At 61.0% G+C, this 17,842-nt stretch carries 15 protein-coding genes; 6 read left to right on the top strand and 9 right to left on the bottom strand.

All coding sequences use genetic code 11. The annotated features are described in order from the left end of the window. The first annotated feature begins 112 nt into the window (after positions 1-112). From AC07XF_RS15015 to ilvD, 3 genes are all read left to right on the top strand, one after another. Positions 113-1,330 (top strand): MFS transporter, encoded by a 1,218-nt coding sequence (locus AC07XF_RS15015; protein WP_495027106.1) that lies wholly within the window; start codon positions 113-115, stop codon positions 1,328-1,330. A gap of 153 nt (positions 1,331-1,483) precedes the next feature. Continuing rightward, positions 1,484-1,942, top strand: a complete 459-nt coding sequence (locus AC07XF_RS15010) for an REP-associated tyrosine transposase (RefSeq protein ID WP_495027105.1) — start codon at positions 1,484-1,486, stop codon at positions 1,940-1,942. Positions 1,943-2,307: 365 nt separating this feature from the next. Continuing rightward, positions 2,308-4,149 carry a dihydroxy-acid dehydratase gene (gene ilvD, locus AC07XF_RS15005; protein WP_495027104.1) on the top strand — a complete coding sequence of 614 codons (1,842 nt, stop codon included), beginning with the start codon at positions 2,308-2,310 and terminating at the stop codon, positions 4,147-4,149. A gap of 193 nt (positions 4,150-4,342) precedes the next feature. Here ilvD and AC07XF_RS15000 read toward each other — a convergent pair whose 3' ends face one another. Then, positions 4,343-5,398 carry an HAD family hydrolase gene (locus AC07XF_RS15000; protein WP_495027103.1) on the bottom strand — a complete coding sequence of 352 codons (1,056 nt, stop codon included), beginning with the start codon at positions 5,396-5,398 and terminating at the stop codon, positions 4,343-4,345. A gap of 240 nt (positions 5,399-5,638) precedes the next feature. Here AC07XF_RS15000 and AC07XF_RS14995 point away from each other — a divergent pair, with 240 nt between their 5' ends. Next, entirely contained in the window at positions 5,639-7,030 is a 1,392-nt protein-coding gene (locus AC07XF_RS14995) for an L-cystine transporter (RefSeq protein WP_495027102.1), read from the top strand. A 94-nt stretch (positions 7,031-7,124) separates the two neighbouring features. Here AC07XF_RS14995 and AC07XF_RS14990 read toward each other — a convergent pair whose 3' ends face one another. Further along, a complete protein-coding gene (locus tag AC07XF_RS14990) occupies positions 7,125-7,637 on the bottom strand; it encodes a dihydrofolate reductase (RefSeq protein ID WP_495027101.1) in 513 nt (170 codons plus the stop codon). An 85-nt stretch (positions 7,638-7,722) separates the two neighbouring features. Between AC07XF_RS14990 and AC07XF_RS14985 the strand changes: the two genes are divergently transcribed. After that, positions 7,723-9,093, top strand: coding sequence for a DUF2868 domain-containing protein (locus AC07XF_RS14985; RefSeq protein ID WP_495027100.1), 1,371 nt, complete (start codon positions 7,723-7,725; stop codon positions 9,091-9,093). Beyond that, positions 9,086-10,462: a GTPase/DUF3482 domain-containing protein gene (locus AC07XF_RS14980; protein WP_495027099.1), complete on the top strand. Its 1,377-nt coding sequence runs from the start codon at positions 9,086-9,088 to the stop codon at positions 10,460-10,462. Before AC07XF_RS14985 ends, AC07XF_RS14980 begins: the two co-directional genes overlap by 8 nt. Here AC07XF_RS14980 and AC07XF_RS14975 read toward each other — a convergent pair. The 7 genes from AC07XF_RS14975 to AC07XF_RS14945 form a co-directional block, all read right to left on the bottom strand. After that, complete coding sequence (locus AC07XF_RS14975; protein WP_495027098.1) at positions 10,459-10,974, bottom strand: hypothetical protein; 516 nt, start codon at positions 10,972-10,974, stop codon at positions 10,459-10,461. The genes AC07XF_RS14980 and AC07XF_RS14975 overlap by 4 nt on opposite strands. Before the next feature lie 85 nt (positions 10,975-11,059). Then, entirely contained in the window at positions 11,060-11,626 is a 567-nt protein-coding gene (locus AC07XF_RS14970; protein ID WP_495027097.1) for a phosphonate degradation HD-domain oxygenase, read from the bottom strand. Continuing rightward, positions 11,626-12,759 (bottom strand): TIGR03364 family FAD-dependent oxidoreductase, encoded by a 1,134-nt coding sequence (locus AC07XF_RS14965; RefSeq protein ID WP_495027096.1) that lies wholly within the window; start codon positions 12,757-12,759, stop codon positions 11,626-11,628. The genes AC07XF_RS14970 and AC07XF_RS14965 overlap by 1 nt, the downstream gene beginning before the upstream one ends. A 117-nt stretch (positions 12,760-12,876) precedes the next feature. After that, the gene (locus tag AC07XF_RS14960; RefSeq protein ID WP_495027095.1) at positions 12,877-13,902 is read right to left on the bottom strand and encodes a putative 2-aminoethylphosphonate ABC transporter substrate-binding protein; all 1,026 of its coding nucleotides are present in this window, start codon (positions 13,900-13,902) and stop codon (positions 12,877-12,879) included. A 39-nt stretch (positions 13,903-13,941) separates the two neighbouring features. Further along, a complete protein-coding gene (locus AC07XF_RS14955; RefSeq protein WP_495027094.1) occupies positions 13,942-15,666 on the bottom strand; it encodes a putative 2-aminoethylphosphonate ABC transporter permease subunit in 1,725 nt (574 codons plus the stop codon). Further along, entirely contained in the window at positions 15,666-16,742 is a 1,077-nt protein-coding gene (locus AC07XF_RS14950) for a putative 2-aminoethylphosphonate ABC transporter ATP-binding protein (RefSeq protein WP_495027093.1), read from the bottom strand. The genes AC07XF_RS14955 and AC07XF_RS14950 overlap by 1 nt, the downstream gene beginning before the upstream one ends. 220 nt (positions 16,743-16,962) lie before the next feature. Continuing rightward, the gene (locus tag AC07XF_RS14945) at positions 16,963-17,826 is read right to left on the bottom strand and encodes a LysR family transcriptional regulator (protein ID WP_495027092.1); all 864 of its coding nucleotides are present in this window, start codon (positions 17,824-17,826) and stop codon (positions 16,963-16,965) included. Positions 17,827-17,842 lie beyond the last annotated feature (16 nt).

The raw sequence follows: 17,842 nt of genomic DNA, 5'->3' as shown, positions 1-17,842 counted from the left end.
AGACAAGAACATTCCTACAGCTGATCAGGAACGTTCCCACCGTCCTGCAGATTGACTTCGCCCGCCATCAAACCAATCCTCGACTCCTCGCAAAGTTCGAGTAATTGGGCTGATGACACACTCAGAAGACACTGCAAAAAAATCATCAGCCATTCTATTGCTGCTGACCATGACGCTGCTGAGCGTCTTTCCCCTTGATGTTTTGCTCCCTTCCTTTCCCGCTCTGGCCAAACACTTTCGGACCACGCCTGCGGATATTTCCCTGTCCATCAGTCTCTTCGCTGTCGGCATCTCCCTGTCTCAGCTACTGATCGGCCCCCTGTCCGATGTTATCGGCCGAAAAGGGCTATTACTGGCGGGTATGGCGGTATCGATTGTCGGTGCAACTGGGTGCATCCTGACCACCGAATACGCCTGGTTCCTGTTTTTCCGGATGCTCCAGGCCATCGGCTGCGGTTGCTTCGTGCTGTCGCAGGCGCTGGTTCAGGATCTGTTTGAAGGCAAGGAGCGGGATCGGCTGCGGATTCTGATGGTCACGGCCAGCGGGGTATTCATTTCCGTCTCGCCGTTGTTGGGCAGTGTGTTGCAGCAAGCACTTGATTGGCCCGGTAGCTTTTTCCTGTTTATAGCCTTGGCCGTCGTCGTGTTTCTGAAGGCGTGTTTCATGCTGGAAGACCAGCGACCTGCCGTGACCTCACGCCAAAATATTTTCCACGCCTATCGCCGGGTGTGTGGCAATGCGAGCTTCCTGGGCTATTGGTTGATCGCGGCCATCGCTTTTACCTGCCATTTTTCCTTTATCGTCGTTTCGCCGTTGATCTTCATGGATCAGCTCCGCATGTCGCCCTACGCGTTCTCCCTGACCCTACTGCTCTATGGCGCGGCTTATATCATCGGAGGGATCTCCGCCCGGGTGCTTTCCAGCCGGATAACACCCAATACTCAAATCATCGTCGGCTTGAGCCTGATTTTCTTCTCGGGAGTGGTGATGCTTTTACTCGCAAGCAGGCTTGGACTTTCGATCCTGACCGTATTGGTGCCGATGATCATCTGCACCGCCGGCACGACCATTGCCCGCCCCATTGCCACATCCAAAGCAATGGACGTGTTTGCGGACAACGCCGGCACTTCGGCGTCGGCCGGGAACACACTGGTTTTCATTTTTGGCGGCTTGACCAGCGCATTGATCAATCTAAGTGGTATAGATCTGCAAACGACCCTGGCACTCGCGTTCCTGCTGCTCAGCGCGGTGGCGCTCGGCCTTAATACCCTGATCAATCGCCGCCCTTCCTGTAGGAGCGAGCTTGCTCGCGATGGTCGTCAACGATAACGCGGGGAACCTGATACCCCGCGGCGTCTTTGATTTCATCGCGAGCAGGCTCGCTCCTACAGGTGCAGGACACATCCTGATCCACTGCCGAAGCGACAACCTCCCGCACCACGCCTACCGTTTTCTCTTCCCATCAACGAAGAGGACAACGGAATGTCCAACACGCCAAAAACCCATCGATTACGCACCGGTCGGCACTCGCAATCCGGTCGCATCTATCACCTGACCGCTGTCACCCATGAACGACAACCATTCTTCCAGGATTGGCGCACTGGCCGCTTTTTGGTGCATGAGTTCAGAAGGGCTCAGGAAGCCGGCTATGCCACGTCTATAGCCTGGGTGGTGATGCCAGATCACTTTCACTGGCTGGTTGAATTGCATAACGGTGATTTACCGAAACTGGTGCAAGCCACCAAATCTCGCTGCACACGCCTCATCAATCAGAGACGAGATCTATATGCTCCTGTATGGCAAAAGGGCTACTTCGACCGAGCCCTGCGTCGCGAGGAAGATCTGAAAGCCATCGCCCGATACATCATCGCCAACCCCCTACGCGCAGGCCTCGTCGACCATATCGGTGACTACCCACTCTGGGACGCCATCTGGCTCTGATGCACAAATCACTGTAGGAGCGAGCCTGCTCGCGATGGTCGTCAACGATAACGCTGGAAACCTGGCACCCCGCGGCGTTCTCGGGTTCATCGCGAGCAAGCTCGCTCCTACAGGAAATGGAGTGCCCGCACGTCTTGTGAATGCCGCCTCCAGGTTTGCAGGCATTCCCTCCAGCCGCCAGCCGTGTAGAATCGCGAACATTCATCGCCAGTCATCCCCGGCGGGTTTATGAGCTCAAGCTGAAGCGCGCGGCGATCCCGCAAAGTTATCGGCAACTTCCGGACACGCGGCCATTTCTGAGTGTTCCAGACGTCAATAGAAGCTCACTTCCCTTTTGATACCTGATTAGCCGCCCGGAGTGCTTCATGCCTGATTACCGCTCGAAAACATCCACCCACGGCCGCAACATGGCCGGCGCCCGCGCACTGTGGCGCGCCACGGGGATGAAAGATGACGACTTCAAGAAGCCGATCATCGCCATTGCCAACTCCTTCACCCAGTTCGTACCGGGCCACGTCCACCTCAAGGACCTGGGCCAACTGGTCGCCCGCGAAATCGAACGCGCTGGCGGTGTGGCCAAGGAATTCAACACCATTGCTGTCGATGACGGCATCGCCATGGGCCACGACGGCATGCTCTATTCGCTGCCGAGCCGCGAGATCATCGCCGACTCCGTCGAGTACATGGTCAACGCCCACTGCGCCGATGCGATCGTCTGCATTTCCAACTGCGACAAGATCACCCCAGGCATGCTGATGGCGTCCCTGCGCCTGAACATTCCGGTGATTTTCGTCTCCGGCGGCCCGATGGAAGCCGGCAAGACCAAACTGGCCAGCCACGGCCTCGACCTGGTCGACGCCATGGTGATCGCCGCCGACTCCAGCGCTTCTGACGAGAAAGTCGCTGAGTACGAGCGCAGCGCCTGCCCGACCTGCGGTTCGTGCTCCGGCATGTTCACCGCCAACTCGATGAACTGCCTGGTCGAAGCGCTGGGCCTGGCACTGCCGGGCAACGGTTCGACCCTGGCCACCCACAGCGACCGCGAGCAGTTGTTCCTGCAGGCCGGCCGCACCATCGTCGAGCTGTGCAAGCGTTACTACGGCGAGAACGATGAGTCGGTGTTGCCGCGCAACATCGCCAACTTCCAGGCGTTCGAAAACGCCATGACCCTGGACATCGCCATGGGCGGTTCCACCAACACCATCCTGCACTTGCTGGCCGCCGCCCAGGAAGCCGAGATCGATTTCGACCTGCGCGACATCGACCGTCTGTCCCGTCACGTGCCGCAACTGTGCAAGGTCGCGCCGAACATCCAGAAGTACCACATGGAAGACGTGCACCGTGCCGGCGGGATCTTCAGCATCCTCGGCTCGCTGGCCCGTGGTGGTTTGCTGCACACCCAACTGCCGACCGTGCACAGCCACAGCATGGAAGAAGCCATCGCCAAGTGGGACATCACCCAGACCACCGATGAAGCCGTGCACCACTTCTTCAAGGCCGGTCCGGCGGGCATCCCGACGCAAACCGCGTTCAGCCAGTCGACCCGCTGGGAAACCCTGGACGACGACCGTGAAAACGGCTGCATCCGTAGTGTCGAGCACGCTTACTCGAAAGAAGGCGGCCTGGCCGTTCTCTACGGCAACATCGCCCTGGACGGCTGCGTGGTGAAAACCGCTGGCGTCGACGAGTCGATCCATGTGTTCGAAGGCAACGCGAAGATCTTCGAAAGCCAGGACAGCGCCGTGCGCGGCATCCTCGCCGACGAAGTGAAAGAAGGCGACATCGTCATCATTCGCTACGAAGGCCCGAAAGGCGGCCCGGGCATGCAGGAAATGCTCTACCCGACCTCGTACCTGAAATCCAAAGGCCTGGGCAAAGCTTGCGCCCTGCTCACCGACGGCCGTTTCTCCGGCGGTACTTCCGGCCTGTCCATCGGCCACGCTTCGCCTGAAGCGGCTGCTGGTGGCGCGATTGGCCTGGTACAGGACGGCGACAAAGTGCTGATCGACATTCCGAACCGCTCGATCAACCTGTTGGTCAGCGATGAGGAACTGGCCGCGCGCCGGGCCCTGCAGGACAAGAAAGGCTGGAAACCGGTGGAAGTGCGTCCACGTAAAGTGACCACTGCGCTGAAAGCCTACGCCCTGCTGGCCACCAGTGCCGACAAGGGTGCTGTGCGTAACAAGGCGATGCTCGACGGGCTGTAAGGCTTAATCGTCGAACATGAAAATGCCCCGCCAAGTGCGGGGCATTTTTTTGCCTGATACAAATCTCCCAAACACGGGAGATCAACTGTGGGAGCGGGCTTGCTCGCGAAGGCGTCGTGCCAGTCAACAACCCTGTCTACTGGCTGACCGCTTTCGCGAGCAAGCCCGCTCCCACATGGGGTTTATGCAGCCCTTACTGAATCTCTTCCGGCTTCACGATCACCCAGTTCTTGTCCGCCGTCACCGTCAACCCTTCCTTGGCCTGGGCCGCAGCGTTCTTGGCCATCATGCCGTTGATCTGGGTCATGTACTTGTCCTTGCGGTTGACCCACAGGTGGATGCCGCCCTTGGCCACGTCAACACTGTGGAACAGCATGTAACCGTCGCTGCTCGGGGTATCGCCGCCAACCAGCACCGGTTTCTTCCACTCATCGATGTAGGTCAGGATCGCCGCGTGCTTGCCGGCCATCCAAGTCGCCGGAGTCCACAGGTACGGGGTCAGTTCGAGGCCGAGGTTGGCCTTCTCGTCATATTTGCCAGCCGTGACCTGCTTGCGCGCAGTGGTCAACTCGCCGGTCTTCGGATCCTTGAGCAGCAGCGACACGCCGATCACGTTCTGCGGTTTGACGTTGTAGCCGTACTTCGGATCGGCCGCGACCATGCGCACCAGTTCTTCGGAGGCGGCGGTCATCACGTAGACCTCGATGCCGTTCTCCATCAGCTTGTTGTACAGCTCTTGCTGGCCGGTGAAGATCTTCGGCGGGTTGACGTCGAGTTTCTTGACCACGTCGCCTTCGTAGTAAGTGGCCGGCACCGGTTTGCCGGACGCCATCATCTCGTCGACGTAGCCCTTGAGTTCCTTGAGGGTAAAGCCTGAGAACACCTGGGCGACCCATGGATAGCAAACCATGTCGTCGACTTCGCAGAGGCGGTAGTAGTAGCTGAACAGGCTTTCCTTGTGGTCGGCGGTGTCCTTGAACGGCATCAGTTTCAGGGAGGGATCGAGCTTGTCGCGGGTGATCAGGCCCTTGTTCTCCATGAACGGCAGCAGCGACTCTTCGAGGTCGTAGCGGTAACTGGTGTTGTCCATGTCGAACACCGCGTAGTTACCCTTGTTGGCGTTGGCCGCGATCATCGCGTCCAGCGCCTTGGCCTGATCGGCGGGCCAGTGTTTCAGATCCGTTGCGAGTACCTGGCCGGCAAGGCCGAGGCAAAGTGCTGCTGCCACAAACTTCGGTGCGAACTTCATTAGCGCTTCTCCCTGAATGAAAGACATCGACGCTAACAAATAAGTGTGACAGTCCTCGTCTGCCAGCGACCGCCCTCGTCCCTTTCGCGCCAGTTGCATTTCTGACAGCGACATCCGCTTATTCCAAAAACGACGGACACCCTGCGTTTTTGATATTAATTCATTAGTTTTCAAGCTGTTAGGCTTGCCGGTTCGCGGTTGCCCAAGGGTGCAACCGGCACAAGCCTTATCGGAGTCTTCATGAATCTGCCCCTGATCCTCAATCTGCTGGTGTTCCTCGCCCTGCTCTTCGGCCTGGCGCAAACCCGTCACACGACATGGAGCCTGGCGAAAAAAGTCCTGCTCGCACTGGTGCTGGGCGTGGCGTTTGGTGTGGCGCTGCATACTGTCTACGGTGCCGGCAATCCGGTGCTGAAAGCCTCGATCGGCTGGTTCGATCTGGTGGGTAATGGTTATGTGCAATTGCTGCAAATGATCGTGATCCCGCTGGTGTTTGCCTCGATCCTCAGCGCGGTGGCCCGTCTGCACAACGCCTCTTCGCTGGGCAAGATCAGTTTCCTGACCATCGGCACGCTGCTGTTCACCACGGCCATCGCGGCGTTGATCGGCATCGGCCTGACCAACCTGTTCGGCCTGACCGCCGAAGGCCTGGTCGCCGGCACCCAGGAAATGGCGCGCCTGCAAACCATTCAGACCGATTACGCCGGCAAGGTCGCCGACCTGAATGTGCCGCAGTTGCTGCTGTCGTTCATTCCGCAAAACCCGTTCGCCGACCTGGCGCGGGCCAAGCCGACGTCGATCATCAGCGTGGTGATTTTCGCTGCATTCCTGGGTGTCGCGGCGCTGCAACTGCTGAAGGATGACGTCGAGAAAGGTCAGAAAGTGCTCAACGCCATCGACACCCTGCAAGCCTGGGTGATGCGCCTGGTGCGCTTGGTGATGAAGCTGACCCCGTACGGCGTGCTGGCGCTGATGACCAAAGTGGTCGCCGGTTCCAACCTGCAAGACATCATCAAGCTCGGCAGTTTCGTGGTGGTGTCCTACATCGGCCTGGGCCTGATGTTTGTGGTGCATGGCGTGCTGGTGTCGGTTGCCGGGATCAATCCGCTGCGGTTCTTCCGCAAGATCTGGCCGGTGCTGACGTTTGCCTTCACCAGCCGTTCCAGCGCTGCGACGATTCCGCTGAGCATCGAAGCGCAGACCAGCCGTCTGGGCATCCCGCAGTCCATCGCCAGTTTCGCCGCTTCGTTCGGCGCGACCATTGGCCAGAACGGTTGTGCTGGCCTGTACCCGGCGATGTTGGCGGTGATGGTTGCGCCGACCGTGGGCATCAACCCGCTGGACCCGTTGTGGATCGCGACGCTGGTGGCGATTGTCACGCTGAGTTCGGCCGGGGTGGCCGGGGTGGGTGGCGGCGCGACGTTCGCCGCGCTGATCGTGCTGCCGGCGATGGGCTTGCCGGTGTCACTGGTAGCGTTGTTGATTTCGGTCGAGCCGCTGATTGATATGGGGCGTACGGCGTTGAACGTCAGCGGTTCGATGACGGCCGGTGCGATTACCAGCCAGGTGATGCAGCAGACCGATAAGGCGCTGCTGGATGCAGATGAGCATTCGGCGTTGGCGCAGGCTTAAATCCTTCAGCGACTGAGGGGGGCCCCTTCGCGAGCAAGCCCGCTCCCACATTGGAATGCATTTCCCTGTGGGAGCGGGCTTGCTCGCGAAGCTCTTAAGCTTTTTCCCACACTTCGAAGTTGTACGCCGGCTTGTCGCCCTCCGCCGGGTTCGGCACATTCGACACCAGTTTCCACTGGTTCAAATCAAACTCCGGAAACCACGCATCCCCTTCCGGGCTCAACGCTACGCGGGTCAGGTACAAACGATCAGCCTGTGCCAGGCCTTGCGCATACAACTGAGCACCGCCAATCAGCATCAACTCATCGACGCCCTGTTCCTTCGCCCATGCTTCGGCGCGAGCGACGGCGGCTTCCAGCGATGGATAAACCTCCGCGCCTTCGAGCACCAGGTCCGCCTGACGGCTGACCACGATGTTCAAGCGGCCCGGCAGCGGGCGACCGAGGGAATCCCAGGTCTTGCGACCCATGATGATCGGCTTGCCGAGGGTGGTGGCCTTGAAGTATTTGAAGTCCCCCGGCAGGTGCCAGGGCATGCTGTTGTCGACGCCGATCACACGGTTTTCACCGAGGGCTGCAATCAGGCTGAGGGGGAGTGATTTAGTCATGCCGGCGAGGATACCAGAGCCTTGCTTTCGCCGATAAGCGCCACAGCGGTTATGCTCACAGCTCATTTAAGCGACGGGATGCCGCGTGACTGAACTCAATACCCTCTGGCTGACAGAAACCATCCGTCTGCGCGAAGAACACGCAGGCCCCCTGGACGATCTGGAAGCCAACCGACTGGCCCGCAGCGTCGGCGGCGATTTGCCGTCGCGCATTCAACGCCGGGCCCTGTGGCTGGCCGAACGCGATGGCCTGGCGGCGGCCCTCAAACACTGGCTGCAAGGCGCACGACTGGCGCTGCTGGTGTTGGCGGTGCTGGCCGTGATCAGCGGCACCGGCCTGGCGTTTGCTGCATTAAATGACGGGCAAACCCCGGTGAATGTGTTCTGGGCCTTGGGCAGTCTGCTCGGGCTGAACCTGATTCTGCTGCTGAGCTGGGCCCTGGGCCTGGTATTCGCCGGCGAACACGGCGCCAGCCTCGGGAGATTGTGGCTGTGGCTAAGTGAAAAACTCGCCCGGGACGCCAAGGCCGCACAACTGGCCCCCGCGCTGCTCCTGTTGTTGCAACGGCAGAAGCTCAATCGCTGGGCCCTCGGCGTGCTGGTCAACAGCCTGTGGTTGCTGGCGATGCTCAGCGCGCTGGTCATCCTGCTGATGTTGCTGGCAACCCGGCGCTACGGCTTCGTCTGGGAAACCACGATTCTCGGCGCCGACACCTTTATTGCCGTGACCCAGGCCCTAGGCGCGTTGCCGGCCCTGCTCGGCTTCAGTGTGCCGACCGAGGAAATGATCCGCGCCAGCGGCGATGCGGCGTTGAACATCGAAAGCGCCCGACAGGCCTGGGCCGCGTGGCTGGTCGGTGTGCTGTTGGTCTACGGCGCGGTGCCACGCCTGCTGCTCGCGCTGTTTTGCCTGTGGCGCTGGAAGACGGGTCAAACTGCGCTGCGCCTGGACTTGAATCTGCCCGGCTACGCCCAACTGCGCGAACGCTTGATGCCCACCAGCGAGCGCCTCGGCGTCAGCGATGCGGCACCGGCACAACTGCATCGCGTGGAAAGCGGTGTCACCGAGCAGCAAAGCGACGGCGCGCTGTTGGTCGCCATCGAGCTGGACGACCAGCGCCCATGGCCGCCGCATTTACCGAAAAACGTCAGCAACGCCGGCATCCTCGACAGTCGCGAATCGCGGCACAAACTCCTCGAACAATTGAGCCGTTTCCCTCCGGCGCGCCTGGCCATCGCCTGCGATCCACAGCGTTCGCCGGATCGCGGCAGTCTGGCGCTGATCGCCGAACTGGCCCGCAGCGCCAGCGCCACTCGCGTGTGGTTGTTGCAGGCGCCCCCCGGTCAAGCGCTGGACGCCGAACGCCTGGGCGACTGGCACGTGGCGCTGCAACAGCTTGAGCTGCAGTTTGCCGATTGTGCACCGATGAACTGGCTGGAGACGGGTCATGACTGACACCTGGAAGCAGCCTCTGAAACTCGCCGTGGTCGGCCACACCAATGTCGGCAAAACCTCGTTGCTGCGCACCCTGACTCGCGACGTCGGCTTCGGTGAAGTGTCCCATCGCCCCAGCACCACGCGGCATGTCGAAGGCGCACGGCTGTCGGTGGACGGCGAGCCGCTGCTCGACCTCTACGACACCCCGGGCCTGGAAGATGCCATCGCCCTGCTCGATTACCTCGAACGCCTGGAGCGTCCCGGCGAACGCCTCGACGGCCCGGCGCGGTTGGCTCGGTTCCTGGAGGGCAGCGAAGCACGCCAGCGCTTCGAACAGGAGGCCAAGGTGCTGCGGCAATTGTTGACCTGCGATGCCGGCCTCTACGTGATCGACGCCCGCGAACCGGTGCTGGCCAAGTACCGTGACGAACTGGAAGTGCTGGCCGGTTGTGGCAAACCACTGCTGCCGGTGCTGAATTTTGTCAGCAGTGCCAACCACCGCGAACCGGCGTGGCGCGAAGCCTTGGCGCGTCTCGGTTTACATGCGTTGGTGCGGTTCGACAGCGTCGCGCCGCCCGAGGATGGCGAGCGTCGACTCTATGAAAGCCTCGCGCTGTTGCTGGAACATGCCCGCCCGCAACTGGAGCGGTTGATTGCCGATCAACAGGCGCAACGCCTGGCTCGTCAACAGAGTGCCGCGCGGCTGATTGCCGAGTTACTGATCGATTGCGCCGCCTGCCGGCGCAGTGTGGCCAGCGATACCGAACAAGAACAGCAGGCGATCAGCGAACTGCGCAAAGCCGTGCGCCAACGTGAACAGCGTTGCGTCGAAGCCTTGCTCAAGCTCTATGCCTTCCGCCCCCAGGATGCCGCGGCCAGTGATTTGCCGCTGCTCGATGGCCGCTGGGGCGACGATTTGTTCAACCCGGAAACCCTCAAGCAATTGGGCGTGCGCGTCGGTGGTGGTATCGCAGCGGGTGCCGCTGCCGGGGCCGGAGTCGATTTGCTGGTCGGTGGCATTACCCTCGGTGCGGCCGCACTGGCCGGTGCCATCGCCGGCGGCGCGCTGCAAACGGCGCGCAGTTACGGCAGCCGCTTATTGGGCAAGATCAAGGGCCAGCGCGAACTGACCGTCGATGACAATGTGCTGCGGCTGTTGGCGCTGCGCCAGCGACAACTGCTGCACGCCCTGAATGCCCGCGGGCACGCGGCGATGGACAGCATTCAGGTGGCCACGCCCCAGGACAAAACCTGGCGCGAAGGCAAACTGCCGGACGCCCTGAACAAGGCCCGGGCGCATCCGCAGTGGTCGTCGCTCAATCCTCATCCCAAGTTGAATCAGGCGGAACGGCAGGAGCAGGTTGAGGTGTTGGCGCAGCAGCTTTAGTGGCCTGACCGATGATTTATGGTGTCAGCGCTGGCCTCTTCGCGAGCAAGCCCGCTCCCACAGGGTTTTGTGCTGGAACATCCATCAGTGACCAGATGCAAATCCAATGTGGGAACGAACTTCAAAAACTCGCGCACCAAAGCCCTGACCCGGTTCCGATCCGTGCGATTTGCCCGGCCGTCATTGTCCACATCGCTGCTCAAGATCACCTCGAACACCCCGTCGCGATCAAGGTCATGGGCCGCGGCCTTGTAGACGACCGTTTGGCCGTCATGGAAATGCAGCCGCACCGAACCGGGGGTTGGCGAGAACATTCGCAGGTGCCGTTCTTCATGTTCGCCCGCGTTAAACCAGGCGCACTTCAAATAGGTCACCCCCAACGACTTGAGCTGCCGAAGCTCAGCGGGAGTCGCTTCACGCTGCATCTGTTCATTTTCATGAAACCGAAAATGCAGACTGTCCGGCAGCCCCTTGCCGCCTCGATCCTGTGCGATGACTTTTAAATAACGCATCCGTGCGCTCCTTGCCGAAAAGCTCAGTCTGAACCTTGCCGGCAACGCACTCCATGCGCTCTTTCGCTATCGCCAGTCAGACAACTCAACAGGCTTCGCGGGACAACAGACCGGCAGCCTTGCCTTTCAAAATACTGAGGTCGATCACCGGTACGTGCATTTCCTTGGCCAGCTCATCCCACTGGCGCATGCGCAAACTCACGGCACACAGCGGATCCTGTTCGAACGCCTCAGCCTCTTCAGCCGTCATCACCCCGCCCTGATACTCCAGGGTCCGGCGGCTGGCTTCGCTCAGGCGATCGTAGTATCCCGCCTCCTTGAGCGTCAGATAACGCTTGGCCTGCACGTGGTATTCGACCAGTCGTGCCATGCGTTCGCTGAAGCCGGCGCGGCGCAGGTAGTCGGCACCGAGGCGCTCATGGCTGACCACCCCGAAGCCGCCCATGTTCTGCGCGCTTTCAGCGCAGATATGCCCGATGTCATGAAAGAACGCCGCCAGCACCACTTCATCATCGAAACCTTCGGCCATGGCCAGCTCTGCTGCCTGGGACATGTGCTCGATCTGCGACACCGGCTCGCCGATGTAGTCGCTGTCGCCAAAGCGCTCGTACAAACCGAACACCTCGGCGATCACTTGTTCATTGCGCTCCATCAGATTTCTCCCAATACCGTGGCCACATTGCGTTCGGCCATTGCCGGTCCGACGCTCATGCCGACGCCAGTGTGCATCAACGCCACACTCAGGCCTTTTGCCGGGCGCAGGAACGAGAACGGTCCCGGCCCCCGTGAACCATAGACACCCTGCCAGCGTTCGACCACTTGCACCTTGCAGCCCAGGGTCTGCTCGGCCAGCTCGATCATCCAGTCGTCGACCTGCTCGGCATTGAAGGGCAACGGATCGCGGCCGTAATGGTGCGAATCGCCAATGATCAACTCGCCATAGGGCGTCGGGCTGATCAGCAGGTGAATGCCGTTTTCCTGCAGGTGCGGCGCGTACTGCAGAATTTCTGCCTGCACCGCCACGGCCTCCGGCAAGTCGGCGAAGGCGCCGTAGTGCACACAACTCAAACCGGTGAGCAACGCGTGTTGCAGGTTGAGGTTGATGTGCGGGCGGGCGCGGAGCATTTGCAGGCGGCAGATTTGCGGGTCGAGTTCGGCGATCTGCTCGGCCAGCAAGGTCTGATAATCATGGCCGGAACAGACGATGATCTGCTCGGCGCTGAAGCTGCCGGCGGTGCTGTGCAAACGGCCCGGCTCGATGTCACGCACCAGGGTGGAGAAGTGGAACTTGACGCCCAGGTCGCGGCGCAGAAAGTCGATCAGTGCCGGAATCGCTTCGCGCGAATACAGTTGCTGGTCGTCCATGCCGTGCAACGCCGCGCGGTGGTGGCGGAACTGGCCGCCGTACAAATCGCGCAATACGGCGCCGCGCAACAGGTCGACGCGGTAACCGTGCTCCACCGCGCGGCCATCGCAGAAGGCTTCCAGCAATTGCTCTTCCGCCTCGGTGCGGGCGAACAGGTACGAGCCATTGCGCTTGAGTTGCAGGCCGGCGAGCTGTGCCCAATCGCCCCAGATTTCACGACTGGCGCGGGCCAGTTCGAGCATCGGTCCCGGCGGTTGGCCGGTGACCAGTGCCTGACCGAAGTTACGCACCGAAGCGCCGACAGGCGTTTCGCTGCGCTCGAAAACCGTGACCTTCAGACCGCGTTTGGCGGCGGCATACGCGTGGGACAAACCCAGGATGCCGGCGCCGACGATCAGCATGTCGTTGTGTTGTGTCATGAAGTCTTGTCCTGAATTTGAAACCGCTTTCGCGAGCAAGCCCGCTCCCACATTGGAATGCATTTCCCTGTGGGAGCGGGCTTGCTCGCGAAGAGGCCCTTTCAGCCGATGAAGATCTTACTTGGCTACGACTTTCTCGGACTTGCCGTCATAGCGCTTGCGCCATTCGGTCAGGATCTCGTCGCGGTTCTTCGAAGCCCAGGCGAAGTCGTTCTTGATCAGGCGCTGCTCGTAGTCAGCCGGCAGTTCGGTCTGTGGCTTGGCGATGCCAGGCTGGGCGAGCACGGCGAAGTTTTCTTTGTAGAGTTCCATCGCCTCGGGGCTGGCGGAGAAGTCAGCCAGTTTCTTTGCGGCTTCTTCGTGAGCCGTGCCCTTGATCACGGCAGTCGCTTCGATCTCCCAGCCCAGGCCTTCCTTCGGCAGGATGATGTCCAGCGGTGCGCCCTGGCGCTTCAACTGAACAGCCGGGTATTCGAAGGAAATACCGATCGGGAATTCGCCAGCAGCCGCCAGCTTGCAAGGCTTGGAGCCGGAGTGAACGTACTGGCCGATGTTTTGGTGCAAGCCGTCCATGTACGCCCAGCCCTGCTTCTCGCCGAAGGTTTGCAGCCAGGCGCTGACGTCGAGGAAACCGGTGCCGGACGATGCCGGGTTCGGCATCACGATCTTGCCTTTGTACTCAGGCTTGGTCAGGTCTTGCCAGCTCACCGGCTTGGTCAGGCCCTGTTTTTCGGCTTCGACGGTGTTGAAGCAAATGGTCGCGGCCCAGACGTCCATGCCGACCCAGGCTGGCGGGTTGGCGGCGTCGCGGTAGTTGGCGCCGATCTTGCCAAGGTCCTTCGGTGCGTAGCTTTGCAGCATGCCTTGCTGATCGAGGATCGCCAGGCTGGAAGCGGCCAGGCCCCAGACGGCGTCAGCCTGCGGGCGGGCTTTTTCGGCCAGCAGTTTGGCGGTGATGATGCCGGTGGAATCACGCACCCATTTGATTTCGACGTCCGGATTGGTCTTTTCAAACGCTGCTTTATAAGCGGTCAGCTGTTCGGCTTCGAGGGCGGTGTACACCGTCAACTCGGTTTTCGCCGCATAGGCGTTCAGGCTGAAAGCGGTGAGGACAGCAGCGGCCAGGGCCATAGGCTTGAACATGATCTTTTCCTGTTGTTGAGTTGAGTGGGTTGTACAGAATCAGTGACCGGGTGCGGTCTGCCGCCAGGCTTGGGACCGGCGCAGCAAGCCGCGCGAAGCCCAGGCCAGCAGCAGGGACACGCCCGCCGAGGTGATCAGAATCAGGGTCGACATCGCTGCCGCGCCGCCGACGTTGCCGGCGTCGTCCATGTTCAGCACCGCCACCGCCGCGAGGATGGTGTCGGGGCTGTAGAGGAAGATCGCCGCCGAGACAGTGGTCATGGCCGAGACGAACAGGTAGCGCACGATGTCCAGCAACGCCGGCAGGCAAATCGGCACGGTGACGCGCAGGTAGTGGCGGTACAGCGGCGCCTTGAGCGACAACGCGGCCGCTTCGAACTCGGCATCGAGTTGACGCAGCGCGGTGGTGGCGGTCATTTGCGCGGTGGTCAAATAGTGAGCAATGGTGCAGACGATCAGCAGGGTCATCGTGCCGTAGAGCACATGCAGCGGGTTGCCGGTGAGGTTGAAGAAGAAGACGTAACCCAACCCGAGCACCAGGCCCGGCACCGCCATTGGTACGAAACTGAGCATGCGCAAGGTCAGGTTCAGGCCGCGCTGACCCTTGGTTTTTTCCATCAGGTAGGCACCGGTGAAAATCAGCAGGCTGCCGATCAACGCCGTGCCCAAGGCCATCTTCAGACTGTTGCCATAGGCCAGCCAGCCACCGCCGGCGGTTTCGTTGAACTGGTAATGGTTGAGCGACAGCGACAGGTTGTACGGCCAGAACTTCACCAAGGACGAGAACACCGCCATGCCGAACACCAGCAACAACGCGGTGCTGATCAACAGGACAATGGCCAGGTAGCAGCCGTCGCGCAGTTTCGATGGCGCCGGTTTGAACACCTGGGCACGACCACTCATGGCGTCACCGTGACGTCGACGCAACCAGGCATCGACGCCGAAGCTGAACAGCGCGGGCAGCAGCAACACCATGCCGATCAACGCACCACGACCGAATTGCTGCTGACCCACCACAGCCTTATAGGCCTCCAGAGCCAGCACTTGATAGTCGCCACCGACCACCACCGGCACGCCGAAATCGGTGATGGTCAGGGTGAACACCAGGCAGAACGCGGCGAACACGGCCTGACGGGTCGCCGGCCACGTAATGCTGCGAAAGGCTTTGGCAGGACTGGCGCCCATGCTGGAGGCGGCATCGAACAGTCGTGCATCGGCCAGGGACAGGGCCGACAGCAGAATCATCAAGGCGTGTGGGAACGTGTAGATGACTTCGCCGAGCACAATGCCCCAGAAGCCGTAGATGTTGTCCGAGAGCAGGCCACGCAACATGCCCTGGTTGCCAAACAGGTACACCAGCGCAATACCCGGCAGCATCGATGGCGCCATCAATGGCAGTAGCGAAATACCACGCCAGATGCCTTTGGCCGGAATCAGGGTTCGCTGCAGGGCGTAGGCAAACAGATAGGCCAGCGGTACGACAATGGCCGCGACACTGAGGGAAACCTTCAAGCTGTTACCGAGCAACCAGTGGAAGTTTTCGCTGGTCACCAGTTCTTTGGCGGCGACCCAGCCACCACCCTGCCCGGCTTCTGCGCTAAAACCACGCCAGAAGATCGCCAGCAACGGCATCAACACGGCAACGCCCAACAACACCAGCAGGAGGACTTTGCCGCCGACCACGAACAGCCGGTCACCGATCTCGGCACGAGAAGTCTGCCGAACCTGCTTGTGTGGCAGCGGCAGCGCGATGTTCGCGCTCATCAGGCAAACACCTGCAGGCTGCGCGGCGGCAAGGCGACCATGATCTGCTGGGCGCCAAGGCGCGGCATGGCTTCCGGTGCCAGTTCCGCCAACAGCGCATGGCCCGGCAATTGATCGAGCTCGAAGCTCATGCGGCAACGGTTGCCGAGGAAGGTGATTTCACGAACCTTGGCCGGGAACAGGTTTTCCTCATGCACCAGCGGGTTGACGTTGATCGCTTCCGGACGGCAGAACAAACGGCCGGACGAGGTTTTAGCGCTGCCATTGGCCAGGCGCATGTTCATCCCGCCGACTTGGGCATGGCTGTCGCTGCTGCTATGGAACGGCAACCAGTTGCCCTGGCCGACGAACTCCGCCACGAATGGTGTGGCCGGGCGGTTGTAGATTTCCTGCGGCGTGGCGTACTGCTCGACCTTGCCGTTGTTCATCACGGCGATGCGGTCGGCCATCAACATGGCCTCGTCCTGGTTGTGGGTGACCATCAGGGTGGTGATGCCGAGGTTGCGTTGCAGTTGACGCAGCTCGGTGCACAGATGCTCGCGCACCCGGGCATCGAGGGCCGACATCGGTTCGTCCAGCAGCAACAACGAAGGCGCAGGCGCCAGTGCGCGGGCCAGTGCCACACGTTGCTGCTGGCCGCCGGACAATTGACCGGGATATTTTTTCTCGCTGCCGGTCAGGCCAACCAGTTCCAGCATCTGACCGACCCGACGGCGCACTTCGTCGCGACCGCTGCCGGCGAGGCCGTAGGCGATGTTCGCTTCGACGGTGAGATTGGGGAACAACGCGTAGGACTGGAACAGAATGCCGTAGTCCCGCGCCTGGGGTGCCAGGTGGGAAACGTCTCGATCACCCAGGTACAACTCGCCGCTGTCCTGCTCTTCCAGACCGGCTATGCAGCGCAGCAAGGTGGTTTTGCCACAGCCCGACGGGCCGAGCAGGCACACCAGCTCACCGGCCGCCACGTCGAGGGAAACGTTATCCAGCGCCGTGAAGGCGCCAAAACGTTTCTGTACGCCGCGCACTTTCATCGGTGCGCCGGGGTTGGTCAGGGCAGTTGCGATCGAGTTGTTCATGGACGGACCTCATCTAGCAGATGGGGCCATCCTAGGGTTGTAATGAGTCCGTCATGTGGCAGTAAGGCAAAAACTGCCGATAGTGGTATTCAAGGATTTTGGTTCAGGTGCTGTGTTGTCAGGACTGACGCCTTCGCTGGCAAGCCAGCTCCTACAAGGTTATCGCGCTCCTGTAGGAGCTGGCTTGCCAGCGAAGAAGCCCGCACAGGCAATGAAGAATTCAGGCCGGGGCCATTTCCTGCGCCAGCCCCAGAAACGCCGCCGGCAATCGTGCGCCTTTGCGCTCCTTGAGGCAGTACAGGTACTCGGGAATCTGCGGCGCATTCTCAATGGTCAGCACCCGCAGCTGCGGATCATGGGGCACCTCCTGGCGGGCAATGATGCTGATACCGATATTGCGCAGCACTGCTTCGCGGATCGATTCGCGACTGCCGATCTCCAGCAGCGGACCGAAACACACGCCGGCGCTGGCCAGCAACTCTTCGGTCAGACGACGTGTAGTCGAGCCCGGTTCGCGCATCAGCAAGGTATGTCCGGCCAAGGCGCCGAGCGGCACATGATCGTGTACCGCCAGCGGATGATTGCGATGCACCGCCAGCACCAGTGGATCGCTGCCGAGCACCCGGCGAATCAGCCGCGTGTCATCGAGCAACTGCGACGACGCCGCGACATCGACCCGGTAATCTTCCAGCGCTTCAAGCACCTGTTGGGAATTACCGATCTCTACCGACACCTCCACCTGCGGCAGGCGTTCGCGGAAGGTCTTCACCAGGTCGAGGATGTAATACGGCGCCGTGGCGGCAATGCGCAAAGTGCCCTGGACTTGGCCGCAGTTGCGCAGGAAAAACTCGATGTCGGCTTCCTGCTGCATCAGCGTCTTGACCATCGGCAGCAGCCGCGCACCTTCTTCGCTGACGCTGAGGCGCCGGCCGCCACGGTAGAACAATTCGACCGAATACTGACTTTCGAGGTTGCGGATCTGTGTCGTCACCGTCGGCTGGCTCAGGCCGAGCTTTTTTGCAGCCTGGGTAATGCTGCCCAGGCGGGCCACCATGTAAAACGCCTTCAGCTCGGCACTCAGCACAACCGTCCCTCATCCT

It is taken from the genome of Pseudomonas sp. GW821-FHT01C01, from assembly GCF_059422645.1.
Note: the sequence above shows the minus strand (reverse complement) of the source record. Positions and strands in the feature narration are given on the sequence as shown.